This window comes from Micropruina sp., assembly GCF_047606665.1.
Lineage (GTDB): Bacteria > Actinomycetota > Actinomycetes > Propionibacteriales > Propionibacteriaceae > Micropruina.
On the sequence record NZ_JASGEF010000022.1, the window covers coordinates 16,783 to 30,833 of the forward strand.

Here is a 14,051-nt window from a genome sequence, read left to right on the forward strand (position 1 = left end):
CCCCTCAGTACTCGTAGGGGATGTCGGGGGTGGGAATGGACTTGATGTCGGACGGCTGAACCACCAGCACGGCTCCGCCGGGGGCGTTCTCGACCGGCATCAGGCGTCCGGTCACCTCCAGCCAGTGATCGGGCTTGTACGACTTGGCCCAGTCCGCCGTGACGATGGGCACCACCACCGGACGCGCGTCCACCGTGCAACAGGTCACCACGAACCTGCCCAGGTAGAACATGCCGTCCCGCTTGTCGTCGGTGGGCGTGACGAACCCGGTGAGCTTCACCTGCTGTCCGGAGTATTTGGCGACGCTGTCCGGGTCGCCGACCAGGACTGCCCAGTCCCGCAGCTTGAAGGTCGACGGATCGGCGCCCGCCAGCCTGGTGGTGTCGGTGTCGGTGCCGCTGTTGGACGAGCGCTGCTGGGCGGACGCCGACGTCAACGTGGCCGGCGGGACGATCAACAGCGCCACCACCATGGCTACCGCTGCCGCCCCGGCGGCCCAGCCCCGGCCGCCGGCGGTGCTGCGTCCGCGAATCGCCCAGGCCGCGACAGCGGCCAGCGCCGCGAGCGCGGCCATCACCACGGTGAACAGGTTGTAGCGCGGGTGGATGTACAGGTTGAGCCGTCCGGTGGCGCCCAGCCAGCAGATGGCGACGGCACCGATCAGGCCGAGCAGCAGGCCCCAGGGGATCCCGTCCCGGACGCTGTCGGCCTCAGGCGAGGCGTGGTTGTGGTGATGGTCATGCGACAAGGTTGAGCCCCAATCCGATCACGAGGGTGGTGAGCCCGACCAGGCCGGTCAGCAGGGCCAGGGCACGGGTGGTGAAGGTGGTGCGCAGCAGGGCGAGCATCTTGATGTCGATCATCGCGCCGAAGACCAGGAAGGCGACGACCGCGCCGGGCGCGAAGGCGGCGCTCAGCGAGAGGATGAAGAAGGCGTCCACGTTCGAGCAGACCGACACCACGAAGGCCAGCACCATCAGCACGCCGACCGAGACGACCGGGTTGCCGCCGATGGTGATCAGCCAGTCCCGCGGGACGCCGACCTGAATGGCGCCGGCGATGAACGAGCCGGCGACAAGGGCGGGAATCATCGCCGCGGTCTCGGTGGCGAAGGCGTCCGCGCTGCGCCGCCAGCGGCCCTGCGACTCGCTGTGGTCGGTTTCGCAGGCGGCCCGGAAGCCGGGGGTGAGCAACCGGTCGGGGTCCGGGTGGCGGGAGAACATCCAGCCGACCAGGTTGGCGATCAGGAAGGCCCCGATCACGCGTCCGGCCAGAATGCCGTCATCGAAGCCGAACGCCTGGTAGGTGGTGACGATGGTGACCGGGTTCAGGATCGGGGCGGCCATCAGGAAGGTCAGCGACTCGCCCACCCCGAGACCGCGCATCATCAGGCCGCGGGCCATCGGCACGTTGCCGCACTCGCACACCGGGAAGACGACGCCGAGCACCGAAAGCACCATGCGCCGCAGCACCGGGTTGCGCGGCAGCCACTGCCAGATCCGGTCCGGGAGCCAGATCTGCACCAGGATCGAGATGCCGATGCCGAGGAACACGAACGGCAACGACTCGACCAGCACGCTGACCGACAGGGTGAAGAAGTCACGCGCCGCCGTCGGCAGCCAGTCCATCCAGGCGGGTTGCACCAGTACCCGGATGCCGATCAGCACGGCGACGGCCGCGACGCCGATAAGGATTCGCAGCCAGACCCCCGACGGCCCTGGACGCCGATCCCGGCGCACCGGGCGCTCGTGGGTCACCGTGAGCTCGGACGACATCGGATCAGCGTAACCCAACTACACCGCCGAGCCCTACGCACTACCGTTGGCGCATGGCAGCGAGCAACGGTACGGCGCCCACGAGCACCTAGGTCGGCGCCTCCGTCGAGCAACTCGTCCACCCTCAACAGCGCGAGGACAGCCGTCGGCTGATCTCTTCGATATCCCGGATCAGCGGGCACTCACCGGTGATGTGGGGTTCCAGCATCGGCTTCGACAGTTGCCACCACCGCTACGACACCGGACGCGAGGGCGATATGTGCACCCTCGGCTTCTCTGCGCGCTGCACGGCCAGATGGGGCGGGCTCAGTAGGATCGTCGCGACCGAAAGGACGCCCCGATGCCGCTGCAACCCGTCTTCGTTCCCGACGCCGACCGCTACGACGGCCGGATGCCCTACCGCCGCACCGGACGCAGCGGCTTGCTGCTGCCGGCCATCTCCCTGGGCCTGTGGCACAACTTCGGCGACGACGTCCCGTTCGACCGGCAGCGTTCGATCCTGCGCCGGGCGTTCGATCTGGGCATCACCCACTTCGACCTGGCCAACAACTACGGCCCGCCGTACGGCTCGGCCGAGACCAACTTCGGACGCCACCTGCGGGAGGACTTCGCCCGCTACCGCGACGAGCTGGTCATCTCGACCAAGGCCGGCTGGGACTTCTGGCCCGGCCCGTACGGCGACTTCGGCTCCCGCAAGTACCTGCTCGGCTCGCTGGACGCGTCGCTGCAGCGGATGGGGCTGGACTACGTCGACATCTTCTACCACCACCGCTTCGACCCGGACACGCCGCTGGAGGAGACGATGGGGGCGCTGGACGCGGCGGTCCGCTCCGGCAGGGCCCGCTACGTCGGCATCTCGTCCTACTCCGGGACGCGGACCCGCGAGGCGATCGCCATCCTGCGCGACCTGGGCACGCCGCTGCTGATCCACCAGCCGTCCTATTCGATGCTCAACCGCTGGATCGAGGAGGACCTGCTGGATGTGCTCGGCGAGGAGGGCGTCGGCTGCATCGCCTTCTCGCCGCTGGCGCAGGGGATGCTGACCGACAAGTACCTGGGCGGGATTCCGTCCGGCTCACGGGCCTCGCAGGGAAAATCGCTGTCACCCGATCTGCTCACCGAGCAGAACCTGACCCACATCCGGGCGCTGAACGAGCTGGCCCAGGCCCGTGGGCAGAGCCTGGCGCAACTGGCGCTGGCCTGGATCCTGCGGGACGCCCGGGTCACTTCGGCGCTGATCGGGGCGTCCAGCGTTGAGCAGTTGGAGAACAGCGTGGGCGCGGTTGCCAACCTGGATTTCACCGAGGACGAGCTGGACGCCATCGACGCCCACGCGGTCGAGGGTGGGATCAACCTGTGGAACGGTCCGAGCCGGGCCTGACCGACTGTCGACCAGCCCTGCTAGCGTGCGACGCTGAGCCCGGCGCTGGCCGGGCACGCGATCGAGGAGGCGTCATGAGTGATCTGAAACGACGGAGCGTGCTGGCCGGCCTGGCCGGCGGAACCCTGGCGGCGATGGCCGCCGCGGCACCGCGGGCCAATGCTGAAGCCAACGACGTCCAGAACATTTTCAGCGCTGCGGTCGCCTGGCGGCAGACCGCGGCCGAGCGCGACATGCTGTACATCCAGGGCTTCCAGTTGGCGAAGGCGCGGTTGGACGCGGCGCTGGCCGGGGCGCGTTCGCCCCGTCGTGGCAAGCGTAAGAAGCTGGCCTTCATCTCCGACGTGGACGACACCGTGCTCGACTCGAACAGCTACTGGGCGCTGCTGCTGGCCGCCGGCAAGCAGGCCTTCGACGACGCGCTCTGGGACGAGTGGGTGGCGGCCAACGGTCCGACCGCGACCCCGGGAGCGGTCGACTTCACCCACTACGCGAAGCGGCGCGGCGTCGAGGTCTTCTACGTGTCCAGCCGCGACCAGGGCGAGGACACCCAGAAGCTCGGCGTCGCCAACCTCAAGCACGCCGGGCTGGCGTTCGCCGACGATGCCCACGTCACGATGCTGCGCGAGTCGTCGAACAAGGAGCCCACGCAACAGGCCATCGCCGCGAAGTACGACGTGATCGCCTACCTCGGCGACAACCTGAACGACTTCCGCCGGCGCTACTACGTGAACTCCGTGACCGAGCGGAAGAAGCTGGCCATGGAGGACGCCGAGCACTTCGGCACCGACTACATCCTGTTCCCGAACAACACCGACGGGCACTGGCTGAAGGCGATCTTCGGTGACAGCGAACCCGCCGACAGCGCCGAATACCGGGCCACGATGCTGCAGGCAGCGCTGGGGAAGGTGAGCTGAGGCCGGCTGCGGCTCCGGTCGATGACGGGAGCACGCTGCGGGCTGGCCCGCGGCGGGCTGACGACAATCCGACTGGTCTACGACTAGTCTGATTGCATGACCGCTGAGCAGATCGGCGCCTACGAGGCCAAAACGCACCTGCCGCGCCTGCTGGACGAGGTCGCGCGGGGTGAATCGATCACGATCACCAAGCACGGCCGCGCGGTCGCCCGACTCGTCCCGGTGGCACCTGAGGCGGAGCGTCCGGAGGCCGTCATCGCGGCCCTCCGGGCGGCACGCGTGGGCGTCCGGCGCGGGGACGACTCGATCCGCGCCATGATCGACGAAGGACGGCGCTGACCGTGTTCGTGGTGGACGCCAGCGTGACGATGGCCTGGTGTTTCGAGGACGAAGCGACGGAGGCCACCGACGCCGTCCTCGACCGGCTCGGGTCCGAACGGGCGCGCGTCCCGGCGATCTGGCCGCTCGAGGTGGCGAACGTGCTGCTGGTCGCCCAGCGCCGCGGACGCGTCAGCGAGGCCCAGGTCAGCCGGTTCGTGCGACTGCTGGCTCAGCTTCCCATCGATGTCGACGACACCGGCACCGACCTGGTCGGACTGCTCGCCCTGGGACGCACTCATCAACTGAGTTCGGACGACGCGTCCTACCTGCTGCTCGCCGAGCGAACCGGACTACCCCTGGCCACCCTCGACGAAAGGCTGAGCAGAGCCGCCACGAGCGCCGGCGTCCCGCTGCTGATTCCGGCGTTGTAGGCGATGGCGGCGACGCACGTCCATATCGAGGACGATCCGCACCGGAGTCAGGCGATGCCGGGAGCGCGGTCGGCAGGAGGCCACGCGAGGAGGTCCTCAAGCTCATCGTCGGAGGCGAAGGACTCCCGTGGCCACGCCACAGGGCGATCTGTCGATATGCCCAGTACTGCACTGTCTAAATGCTCAGTAGAAAGCCGTCCATCTGCTTGGGACCGCGTCCGAATGGCTGTGGACGAGCAGCCAGCTGGGGGCGGACGTTTCCTGCTGGCCGGAGCGGCCGGCCTGGCTCCGTGCGTCCGGGTTCACAGCGGCGCCGGTCGCATTGTCCGGCTGACCATGCGACCGATGACGTTCAGCGAGCGCGGCCCGAGAACGGGATCACGGTGCGTCGTCCAGCCGCACTGCGCGCCTGGCTGCGTGCGTACGCCGCAGCCACCGCCTCCACCGCGGACTACACCAAGATCCTGGACGCGGCCGCAATAGCCGCCAGCCGGCCACAAGCCAACATTCGGCCGGTGGACAGACGCGCGGCGCGCGGCCCGCCCACGGCGGCCCCACCAGACTCGGCCCGTGAGACCAGACTCGGAACTGCACTCGTCGCTGGCGGATAGGCACTCAGGCAGTGATCAGTTGGAGTCCTTCGAACGAGACGAAGCGCAGCCACCCAGGCCTCCAGTTCGGCGCTTCGCCGAGATCCGAGGTCCCGCACCACGGCCCACTTGCGCAGTTCGCCTACTGTCACGAAGCTGATCGCAGCCTCGGAGTGCGCAATCTGGGCAAGCAGGCCGGGCGGCAGGCGCTGCTTGAGCAGCAGCGACGACACATCGGTGTCGAGGACGATCCGCACTGGAGTCAGGCGATGCCGGAGGCTCGGTCGGCATGAAGCCAGGCGAGGAAGTCCTCAAGCTCGTCGTCGGTCTCGAAGACTCCCGGGGCCGCCCAGTCGGCGCCGTCACCGATCGGCTTGGCGTCGCGGAAAAGCTCATCGAGGTCAACCCGGCCGTTGCGCTCGGGGACAGGCTCGTTTCCCTGGCTGACGCGCAACATGGTGGAACACGCTTTGTTGCGGTAGCGCTTGGCTTCTGGGGAGCGTTTCTGGCACTTACAGCCGACGCCGCCACTGCCGAGGACGGCGTCCGGGCGGCGGTTTCAGCCATCGAAGACCTGTCCGGGCGATCCTGAGCGGCCGATGAAGTAGTTCTACTGCTCACGAGTTGAGATAGCCGTGCTGGTCGTTGTGACATCCCTGACGACGCCGTCTTTGCGGGTCAGACTGGTGAGATCGGAAGCCGACGCGCGCGGATCACTGTGTCGGTGACGACCAGGATCGCGCCTTCGTTCAAGTCGTCTTCGAACGGGGGAAGATTGATCGCAAGCAAACCCGCGACCGCTTCAGGTGACAGTCCCTGTGTCCGCCGCAACAGCACGAACGAAGGCTTCACAGCCTGGCGCTTGGCCAGGATGGCGCCGAAGTCGGTGTCGGCGGAGACCACGATCCGGTTCTCGGCGGCTGCGAAGTCCGCGATGTCCTCGTCCGTCCAGCGCTGCATGCCGAGGGTTCGTGTGTCGGCGACATCGAAACCCGCGGCCACCAGCAGGCTCGGCAAGCTCCGCGAGAGGTTCTGGTCGATCAAGAGCCTCATGCGCTCAGGAGTGGAACCTGGCGCTCGTTCAGAGTCGCTGCCGCGAACTGCAGAGCCTGCTTGAGGTCCTCAGCTTCGAGTTCAGGAAAGTCGTCGAGAATCTGCTCGGCGGTTCGACCGTCGGCGACCATGTTGACGATCGTCGCGACCGGCATACGCAGGTCACGGATGATGGGAACTCCGCCCATCTTCCGCGGATCGACCTGAATTCGCTCGAACGCCATGACCTGAGTCTACGGCCACTCACTCGGCTCGGCGAGAGAGGTGTGCCGGAGAAGGGACTTGAACCCTCACGCCCGAAGGCACAGGAACCTAAATCCTGCGTGTCTGCCAATTTCACCACTCCGGCGGCAGGCTCAGTCTAGGGCTCCGGCTGGGCGCTCAGTCGCCGGCGGGACGCAGCGCAGGGTCGTCGACGGCGAAGGTGCGGACGGGTCCGGGGCCGGTCTGCGCAGTCTCGAAGCGGACGGTGACCCGGCCCAGTCCCGATCCCCAGACCCAGCCCGGTCCGTGGTCGTCGTGGACGACGTCCGCGCCGGGGCGGTAGGCGGCGGCGCGCGCGTGGATTGCGTCGCGCTCGCTGGGAGATCCCGGCGTCCGCCGGGATGACGGTGGCGGGGGGTCGTCGGCGGGGGTCTCGACAAGCTCGACCGACGGTGCCGCGCGGGTCTCGACAGGCTCGACCAGCGAAGTAGAGGGCTCGACCAGCGACGGTCCGAACAGGGCTTCTTGGGCGATCTCGGTGAGGCCGGCGACACCGACGCCGAACAGCCGGAGGCCGCGGGGGACGTCCACGCCGTCGAGCAGGGCGCGGGCCACGGTGGTGATCACCTCGGGGTCGTCGGTGGCGCCGTCCAGGGTGCGGGAGCGGGACAGCGTGGTGAAGTCCGGGTAGCGGGCCTTGATCGTGATGGTGCGGGCGAACAGGTGCGCGGCGGAGAGCCGTCGCGCGACCGTGCCGGCGTCCCGTGCGATGATGGCGTCCAGTTGGGCGCGGTCGGTGACGTCGGTCGCGAAGGTGTCCTCCACCGAGATCGACTTGGTCTCCCGGTCGGGCTCCACGCCACGATCGTCGCGGGCGAACGCCAACGCGCCGATCCACTCCCCCTGCGCTCGGCCCAACTCGCGCAGCAGCTCCCGGGCCGAGAGGCGCTGCAGGTCGGCGACGGTGCTGACGCCGAGCCGGGCCAGCTTCTCCATGGTGACCGGACCCACCCCCGGGATGGCCCGTGCCGGCAGCGGCGCGATGGTCTCCACCTCGGTGCCGGGCGCGACCAGCCGGACGCCGTCCGGCTTGGCGAGTTCGCTGGCCACCTTGGCGATGAACTTCGACGATCCGATTCCCACGGACGCGGTGAGCCCGCCGGTCTCGTCGGTGAGCCGGGCCCGCAGCTCGGTCACCTCGGCCAGGACCGCCTCGGGTTGCAGCGACCGCTCCCCCACCGCCAGGTCGACGAACGCCTCGTCCAGGCTGAGCGGCTCCACCAGCGGCGACAACTCCCGCAGCAACCCCATCACGATCCCGGACGCCTCGCGATACGCCCCGAACCGACCGGACAGGAACGCCGCGTGCGGGCAACGCCGCCGCGCCTCGTGCATCGGCATCGCCGAATGCACCCCGAACACCCGTGCCTCGTAGGACGCCGTCGCCACCACTCCGCGCTGCCCGACGCCGCCGACGATCACCGGTTTGCCGCGCAGCGACGGCTTGTCCCGCTGCTCGACGGCGGCGAAGAAGGCGTCCAGGTCGAGGTGCAGGACCGACGCGGTGGTGCGCACGCCTACCCGGCAGTCAGCGGCTCGGCACGCCGCAGGTAGCGGACGAAGGCGAAGCCGTCGCGCTGCTCCCGGCTGACCTCCTGCCATTGGCGAGGATCGACCTCCGGGAAGAACACGGTGCCCTCCGCGGCGGCGTCCACCTCGGTCAGGTCGAGTTCGGTGAGTTCCGGCCAGGCCTGGCGGTAGATGGTGCCGCCGCCGGCGACGTAGATCTCGTCGTCCAGCGACCGGGCCAGGTCCAGCGCCTCGTCCAGCGAAGCGACCGCATAGCCGACGGCGCGTCCGTCGCTGGGCAGATCGATGCGTCCCGGATCGCTGGTCACCACGATGGTGGTGCGCCCCGGCAGCCAGCGTCCGATCGCGTCGTGGGTGCCGCGTCCCATGATCATCGGGTGGCCCTGGGTGACCCGCTTGTACCGCGCCCAGTCCTCGGCGATCTCGAAGGGCTGGCGCTGGCCGTCCCCGATCACACCGTTGGAGCCGACGATCGCGATGCCAATGATCCGCACGGCGCCGAGCCTATCGACCTGCTCAACCAGCGAACGGCATCCGCTCCAGCTCGTGCAGCAGCTGATGGATCACCCGGTGCACCCGGACGTCACGCAGTGGCCGGAAATGACCGGACGCCTCCAGGGTGACGTTGCGGGCACCCTCCAGCCTGCTGCCTTCGGGGATCACCTGGTCGTGGGTGGGCTGCAGCGAGATGATTCGGGCGTTCACCTCCCGTTGCGCCGCCAGTTCCGTGATCGCCCGCCCGCGCGGCGCGAAGACACCCAGCGGGGTGCGTCCCAAGATCGGCCAGGACAGCGACGAGCCGCCGAACGGCGTGCTCAGCGCCACCATGCCGCGCACCCGGTCGGCGACGGCCGGGTCGAGCATCACCAGCTTGCCGATCAGCCCGCCCTTGGAGTGGGCGACCAGAACCACTCCCTGCAGCCTCCGCCCGATCAGGTAGTCGGCGACGATCCGTTCCGCGTTCGACAAGGGCGAACCGTTGGCGCCCAGAGTCGGGATCAGGTGCACCGGATGCCCCGCCGCGTTCAGCGACCGGGCCAGCGGCACCAGGTAGGGCCAGCGTTCCCAGATGCCCGGCAGCAGCACCACCGGGGTGTGGTGGGACGGGTCGGGGCCGGCCTGGCTGAAGGCGTCCGGGGCCCCGGAGCGGCTGAGAGCCCGCAGCCACCAGCCGATCCCGTAGGCCCAATCGGCCAGTCCGTTGAGAACTCGACTCATCCGGTGCCGATGCCGGCCAGGCCGAGGAGTTCATCAGCCACCTCCCGGTAGCTGTCGTGCACCAGCCCGTGCGCGGTGCCCGGAACGGTCACCACTCGCGCCCCCGGGACCAGTGCGGCCAGCTGCTCGCGCCATTCCGGCGGGCTGACCAGGTCGTGCTCGCCGCTGACCAGCAGCAACCGGGCTTTGGTCAGCGGCAGCCGCTGCTCGATCGGGTAGGCGACCACCTTCGGCATGGTGTCGCCGATCCAGCGGACGCCGGCCCGCAGGTAGGAGCCGAGAGCGGTCACGGTATTGCCCGGCGGCTCGTAGACCGAGGCCCGTAGGAAGCGCCCGATGATCACCGGCACCGTCCGGTCGGCGGTCACCACGACCGGTCCGGCCAGCATGGCCGCACTGCTGTAGGACGGGTACTGGGCGAGGATCTCGGCAACCACCTGGGCGCCCATCGAGTGCCCGACCAGCAGCGGATCGACCACCTCCAGGTCGTCCAGCGCCCGTTTCACCACGTCGGCGAAGTCCACGATCGACATCCGGTGCCGAGGCTTGGGCAGGTCGTGGAAACCGGGCAGGTCGAACAGCAGCACCCGTCCGTACGGCGCCAGCTCGTCCGCCAGTGGGACGAAGAACCGCGACGAAACCCCTAGCCCGTGAACCAATGCGAAGGTCGGGACGTCCGGCGACTCGGCCAGTTCGGGCCGCATCGTCCACTCCTCGTAGACCCGGACCCGTGCGTCGCCGTACTGGAACTCGTGCACGGTGAGCCGCTCCAGGGCGGACGTGCGCCGACCCAGCAGGAACCGTCGCCGCGCCATCAGAGCCTCAGACCGCTATCGGCGCCTTGATACCGGGGTGCGGGTCGTAGCCGAGCACCTCGATGTCGGCCAGGGTGAACGCGTCGATGGCGGTGACCTCCGGGTTGAGCCGCAGCGTGGGCAGCGGACGCGGTTCGCGGCTCAGCTGCAGATCGGCCTGCTCCAGGTGGTTCAGGTAGAGGTGCGCATCGCCGAAGGTGTGCACGAAGTCGCCCACCTCGAGACCGGTCACCTGCGCCACCATGTGGGTGAGCAGCGCGTACGAGGCGATGTTGAACGGCACCCCGAGGAAGATGTCGGCCGAGCGCTGGTACAGCTGGCAGGAGAGCCGTCCGTCGGCGACGTAGAACTGGAACAGCGCATGGCACGGCGGCAGCGCCATGGCGTCCACGTCAGCCACGTTCCAGGCCGAGACGATATGCCGGCGGGAATCCGGGTTGGCCTTGATCGACTCGATCACCTTGGCCAGCTGGTCGATGTGGCGTCCGTCCGGGGTGGGCCAGGAGCGCCACTGGTGGCCGTAGACCGGGCCCAGGTCGCCGTTGGCGTCCGCCCACTCGTCCCAGATGGTGATGCCGTTGGCGTGCAGCCAGGCCAGGTTGGTGTCGCCGCGCAGGAACCACAGCAGCTCGCCGAACACCGACCGGGTGTGCACCCGCTTGGTGGTGAGCAGCGGGAAGCCCTGGCGCAGGTCGAAGCGCAACTGGTGACCGAAGATGCTGCGGGTGCCGGTGCCGGTCCGGTCGGCCTTGGTCACCCCGGTGTCGCGCACCAGCCGAAGCAGGTCCAGGTACTGCTGCATCGCTACCCCTCTTGGCGTTCCGCCGGCCGCTGGTCGACCAGCCAGGTCAGCATGGCCCGGACGGCCTTGCCGCGGTGGCTGATCGCATCCTTCTCGGCCGGGGACAGCTCGGCGTTGGTGCGGGTGTGTCCCTCAGCCACGAAGATCGGATCGTAACCGAAGCCGTTGCCGCCCCGGGGTTCCGACACCAGGGTGCCCTCCATGGTCTCGCGCAGCACGTGCTCGGTGCCGTCGGGAGCGACGTAGGCGACGGCGCAGACGAAGCGGGCGGTGCGCTCGGCCGGGTCGGTGTCGGCCAGCTGGGCGATCAGCAGGTCGAGGTTGGCCTGATCGGTGGCACCCGCGCCCGCCCAGCGCGCGGAGCGGACGCCGGGCATGCCGTTCAGCAGATCGACGGCGATGCCGGAGTCGTCGGCCAGCGCCGGGAGCCCGGTGGCGGCCACGCAGGCCCGCGCCTTGAGCAGCGCGTTGCCCTCGAAGCTGCGTTCGGTCTCGGCCGGCTCCGGGTAGGCGGTGACATCGTCCAGACCGACGATCTCGAAGGGCAGGTTCTGGTCGGCGGCGAGCCTGCGCAGCTCGGCCAGCTTCTTGGCGTTGTGCGTTGCCAGAACCAGCTTCGTCGGCGTCGTCATCGGGCCAGGGCCTGCTGTTGCAGCACGGTGAGTTCGGCGGTGCCGGCGACGCCGAGGTCGAGCAGGGCGTCCAGCATGGCGCGGTCGAACGGCCTGCCCTCGGCGGTGCCCTGCACCTCGATGAAGGCGCCGTTGCCAGTGGTGACCACGTTCAGGTCGACCGCGGCGGCCGAGTCCTCGACATAAGCGAGGTCGAGCAGCGGGGTGTCCTTGACCACACCGACCGAGACCGCGGCCACCGATCCGGTCAGCGGCTCACCGGCCAGCGCCTTGCGCTCGCGCAGCCAGCTGACCGCGTCGGCGAGCGCCACATAGGCGCCGGTGATCGCAGCGGTGCGGGTGCCGCCGTCGGCCTGCAGCACGTCGCAATCGAGCACGATGGTGTTCTCGCCGAGCGCCTTGTAGTCGATCACGGCCCGCAGCGAGCGTCCGATCAGCCGGGAGATCTCGTGGGTGCGGCCGCCGATCTTGCCCTTCACCGACTCGCGATCGCTGCGGCTGTGGGTGGCCCGCGGCAGCATCGCGTACTCGCTGGTCACCCAGCCCAGGCCGGAGCCCTGCCGCCAGCGCGGCACCCCCTGGGTCACCGACGCCGCCACCAGCACACGGGTGCGTCCGAACTCGACCAGCACCGACCCCTCGGCGTGATCGAGCCAGTTGCGGGTGATGGTCACGGGGCGCAGCTGGTCGGGGAGGCGTCCGTCGGTGCGGGTGTAGGTCATGGGACCATCCCATCCGGCGGCCGGGACGGTGTCAAAGCGAGTCAGGATCGAGGGGTGCGACCGAGTCACAGTTCCCGTGAACGGGTGGGTGGCCACGATGGAGTGTGAGTGCGAAGGGATCTGTCGTTGTCGGCGAGGGTTGAGGTCACGAAGGAGTACGCGGTGGCGTATGCGGCGGCGTCGAAGAAGGACAAGGGCCGGATCCTGGACCAGGTGGTCGAGATCACAGGCTGGAACCGGGACCATCCCCGCTCTCACGGGGACTTGACAGTGAGGCACCACGGGTTTCGCGTCAACTAGCCAGAGCATCCGCTTGGACGGGTTATCGCCACAGGGGTGAATGTCCGGTGACGCATGTCGTTGCCTCAGGCCTTGGTTGCCGCTTCAGCACGATCAGGTGTGGCGTTGACGATAGAGTCAGTCCAAGGCGGACGCGGTGGGTTTCCCGAGTCGCGCCATGCACGAGACAACCCGGCCCCTGGACAGGTTGGGGAAGTTGCCCGTGCTCCTGCTGGGGTGCCTTATTTCTTCCGGACTTGGGATCCAATAGGATTGACCCAGGAAAGGATCATGATTATGTCGAGTAAGCGGGGCAGGTTCAGCCCGGAGTTCAAGAAGCAGTTGGTCGAGGCGTTTCTGGAGCAGCGGGATCGTAAGACCGTGTCGCAGGTGGCGCGGGAGAACGGGGTCGGGACGGAAACGTTGCGGAACTGGGTGAAGAAGTATCTGGTGGATAATCCGCAGACCGAGCCGCCGTTGAGTGTGTCGGAGCGTGCCCGGCTGGCCGAGTTGGAGCGTGAGGTTCGTGAGTTGAAGTTGGAGCGTGAGTTCTTGGGAAAAGCAGCGGCCTTCTTCGCGAAGGAGTACCGGTGAGCGCCAAGTACGGGTTCATCGACGCGGAGAAGGCGACCAGGAACGATGACGGCACACCGCGTTACCAGATCCGGCAGATGTGTGCCTGGCTGGGTGTGTCACGGTCAGGATTCTACGAGTGGGCGTCTCGGCCTGCCTCGGCGACGCAGCGGTGGCGTGACGAGCTCGGTGCGATCATCGCCGACTTGCATAAGGCCAGTGATGGCACCTACGGCTACCGGCGGATCCATGCCCAACTCGCACGGGCTGGCCGGCACTGCCACCCTGACACGGTCCGTTCCATCATGGTCGAGCAGGGCCTGGCCGGCTGCCAGCCCCGCTCGAAGCGGCGTTGCACCACCCGGCAGGCCGCGCAGGTGGCTGACATCCCCGACCTGGTCGGCCGTGACTTCACCAGCGAGGTCCCTGGCGCCAAGCTGGTCGGTGACATCACGTATGTGCCCACCGCGCAGGGTTGGTTGTATGTCGCCCTGGTGATCGACTGCTACTCGCGGGCGATCGTCGGCTGGGCGATGGATGACAACTACAAAACACCGTTGATCACTGCCGCGATCCGCATGGCCGCCCGGAAACTCACCATCCCTCCTGACGCCATTTTTCATTCCGACCGCGGCAGCAACTACACATCCGCTGAATACGCGGATGTTCTCGAGCAACTCGGTCTCCGACGTTCCGTTGGCCGGACCGGAAGCTGTTACGACAACGCGCTCGCCGAATCGACGAACGG

General features: G+C 68.5%; 18 protein-coding genes and 1 tRNA gene. 7 read left to right on the forward strand and 12 right to left on the reverse strand.

The features are described from left to right. Nucleotides 1-4: 4 nt before the first annotated feature. The gene (locus tag QM619_RS05460; protein WP_415105115.1) at nt 5-748 is read right to left on the reverse strand and encodes a TIGR03943 family putative permease subunit; all 744 of its coding nucleotides are present in this window, start codon (nt 746-748) and stop codon (nt 5-7) included. After that, the gene (locus tag QM619_RS05465) at nt 738-1,775 is read right to left on the reverse strand and encodes a permease (RefSeq protein ID WP_415105117.1); all 1,038 of its coding nucleotides are present in this window, start codon (nt 1,773-1,775) and stop codon (nt 738-740) included. The genes QM619_RS05460 and QM619_RS05465 overlap by 11 nt, the downstream gene beginning before the upstream one ends. 340 nt (nt 1,776-2,115) lie before the next feature. Between QM619_RS05465 and mgrA the strand changes: the two genes are divergently transcribed. From mgrA to QM619_RS05490, 5 genes are all read left to right on the forward strand, one after another. Further along, nucleotides 2,116-3,156, forward strand: coding sequence for an L-glyceraldehyde 3-phosphate reductase (mgrA, locus tag QM619_RS05470; protein ID WP_415105119.1), 1,041 nt, complete (start codon nt 2,116-2,118; stop codon nt 3,154-3,156). 74 nt (nt 3,157-3,230) lie between these two features. Beyond that, nucleotides 3,231-4,073, forward strand: coding sequence for a 5'-nucleotidase, lipoprotein e(P4) family (locus QM619_RS05475; RefSeq protein WP_415105121.1), 843 nt, complete (start codon nt 3,231-3,233; stop codon nt 4,071-4,073). A 96-nt stretch (nt 4,074-4,169) separates the two neighbouring features. After that, nucleotides 4,170-4,412 (forward strand): type II toxin-antitoxin system Phd/YefM family antitoxin, encoded by a 243-nt coding sequence (locus QM619_RS05480; protein ID WP_415105123.1) that lies wholly within the window; start codon nt 4,170-4,172, stop codon nt 4,410-4,412. A gap of 2 nt (nt 4,413-4,414) precedes the next feature. Beyond that, nucleotides 4,415-4,825, forward strand: coding sequence for a type II toxin-antitoxin system VapC family toxin (locus QM619_RS05485; protein WP_415105125.1), 411 nt, complete (start codon nt 4,415-4,417; stop codon nt 4,823-4,825). Nucleotides 4,826-5,704: 879 nt separating this feature from the next. Then, nucleotides 5,705-6,007, forward strand: a complete 303-nt coding sequence (locus QM619_RS05490) for a hypothetical protein (protein WP_415105127.1) — start codon at nt 5,705-5,707, stop codon at nt 6,005-6,007. A gap of 86 nt (nt 6,008-6,093) precedes the next feature. Here QM619_RS05490 and QM619_RS05495 read toward each other — a convergent pair whose 3' ends face one another. The 10 genes from QM619_RS05495 to rph all read right to left on the reverse strand — a co-directional run bounded on the left by QM619_RS05495 (nt 6,094) and on the right by rph (nt 12,451). Next, complete coding sequence (locus tag QM619_RS05495; protein ID WP_415105129.1) at nt 6,094-6,459, reverse strand: DUF5615 family PIN-like protein; 366 nt, start codon at nt 6,457-6,459, stop codon at nt 6,094-6,096. 5 nt (nt 6,460-6,464) lie between these two features. Beyond that, nucleotides 6,465-6,692, reverse strand: a complete 228-nt coding sequence (locus QM619_RS05500) for a DUF433 domain-containing protein (protein ID WP_415105131.1) — start codon at nt 6,690-6,692, stop codon at nt 6,465-6,467. 43 nt (nt 6,693-6,735) lie between these two features. Continuing rightward, nucleotides 6,736-6,817: transfer RNA gene (locus tag QM619_RS05505), tRNA-Leu, on the reverse strand. 32 nt (nt 6,818-6,849) lie between these two features. Continuing rightward, on the reverse strand, nt 6,850-8,247 hold the full coding sequence (locus tag QM619_RS05510) for a DNA polymerase IV (RefSeq protein ID WP_415105133.1): 1,398 nt from the start codon (nt 8,245-8,247) through the stop codon (nt 6,850-6,852). Nucleotides 8,248-8,249: 2 nt separating this feature from the next. Then, complete coding sequence (locus QM619_RS05515; RefSeq protein ID WP_415105135.1) at nt 8,250-8,756, reverse strand: dihydrofolate reductase; 507 nt, start codon at nt 8,754-8,756, stop codon at nt 8,250-8,252. A 22-nt stretch (nt 8,757-8,778) separates the two neighbouring features. After that, nucleotides 8,779-9,480: an esterase/lipase family protein gene (locus QM619_RS05520; RefSeq protein ID WP_415105137.1), complete on the reverse strand. Its 702-nt coding sequence runs from the start codon at nt 9,478-9,480 to the stop codon at nt 8,779-8,781. Next, entirely contained in the window at nt 9,477-10,295 is an 819-nt protein-coding gene (locus QM619_RS05525; RefSeq protein ID WP_415105139.1) for an alpha/beta fold hydrolase, read from the reverse strand. Before QM619_RS05525 ends, QM619_RS05520 begins: the two co-directional genes overlap by 4 nt. 7 nt (nt 10,296-10,302) lie before the next feature. Then, nucleotides 10,303-11,097: a thymidylate synthase gene (locus tag QM619_RS05530; RefSeq protein WP_415105141.1), complete on the reverse strand. Its 795-nt coding sequence runs from the start codon at nt 11,095-11,097 to the stop codon at nt 10,303-10,305. A gap of 2 nt (nt 11,098-11,099) precedes the next feature. After that, on the reverse strand, nt 11,100-11,729 hold the full coding sequence (rdgB, locus tag QM619_RS05535; protein WP_415105143.1) for an RdgB/HAM1 family non-canonical purine NTP pyrophosphatase: 630 nt from the start codon (nt 11,727-11,729) through the stop codon (nt 11,100-11,102). Beyond that, on the reverse strand, nt 11,726-12,451 hold the full coding sequence (gene rph / locus QM619_RS05540) for a ribonuclease PH (RefSeq protein WP_415105145.1): 726 nt from the start codon (nt 12,449-12,451) through the stop codon (nt 11,726-11,728). Before rph ends, rdgB begins: the two co-directional genes overlap by 4 nt. A 576-nt stretch (nt 12,452-13,027) precedes the next feature. On the opposite strand from rph, the gene QM619_RS05545 reads away from it, so the two are divergent. Further along, nucleotides 13,028-13,324, forward strand: a complete 297-nt coding sequence (locus QM619_RS05545; protein WP_415105147.1) for a transposase — start codon at nt 13,028-13,030, stop codon at nt 13,322-13,324. Beyond that, on the forward strand, nt 13,321-14,051 hold a 731-nt coding region (locus QM619_RS05550; RefSeq protein ID WP_415105149.1), incomplete at its 3' end, for an IS3 family transposase. The genes QM619_RS05545 and QM619_RS05550, both read left to right, overlap by 4 nt.

What these genes read in the sequence shown, in the direction of transcription:
- QM619_RS05465 (WP_415105117.1), bottom strand. Translation starts at nt 1,775, where the DNA reads ATGTCGTCCGAGCTCACGGTGACCCACGAGCGCCCGGTGCGCCGGGAT.
- mgrA (WP_415105119.1), top strand. Translation starts at nt 2,116, where the DNA reads ATGCCGCTGCAACCCGTCTTCGTTCCCGACGCCGACCGCTACGACGGC.
- QM619_RS05475 (WP_415105121.1), top strand. Translation starts at nt 3,231, where the DNA reads ATGAGTGATCTGAAACGACGGAGCGTGCTGGCCGGCCTGGCCGGCGGA.
- QM619_RS05480 (WP_415105123.1), top strand. Translation starts at nt 4,170, where the DNA reads ATGACCGCTGAGCAGATCGGCGCCTACGAGGCCAAAACGCACCTGCCG.
- QM619_RS05490 (WP_415105127.1), top strand. Translation starts at nt 5,705, where the DNA reads ATGAAGCCAGGCGAGGAAGTCCTCAAGCTCGTCGTCGGTCTCGAAGAC.
- QM619_RS05500 (WP_415105131.1), bottom strand. Translation starts at nt 6,692, where the DNA reads ATGGCGTTCGAGCGAATTCAGGTCGATCCGCGGAAGATGGGCGGAGTT.
- QM619_RS05520 (WP_415105137.1), bottom strand. Translation starts at nt 9,480, where the DNA reads ATGAGTCGAGTTCTCAACGGACTGGCCGATTGGGCCTACGGGATCGGC.
- QM619_RS05525 (WP_415105139.1), bottom strand. Translation starts at nt 10,295, where the DNA reads ATGGCGCGGCGACGGTTCCTGCTGGGTCGGCGCACGTCCGCCCTGGAG.
- QM619_RS05530 (WP_415105141.1), bottom strand. Translation starts at nt 11,097, where the DNA reads ATGCAGCAGTACCTGGACCTGCTTCGGCTGGTGCGCGACACCGGGGTG.
- rdgB (WP_415105143.1), bottom strand. Translation starts at nt 11,729, where the DNA reads ATGACGACGCCGACGAAGCTGGTTCTGGCAACGCACAACGCCAAGAAG.
- rph (WP_415105145.1), bottom strand. Translation starts at nt 12,451, where the DNA reads ATGACCTACACCCGCACCGACGGACGCCTCCCCGACCAGCTGCGCCCC.
- QM619_RS05545 (WP_415105147.1), top strand. Translation starts at nt 13,028, where the DNA reads ATGTCGAGTAAGCGGGGCAGGTTCAGCCCGGAGTTCAAGAAGCAGTTG.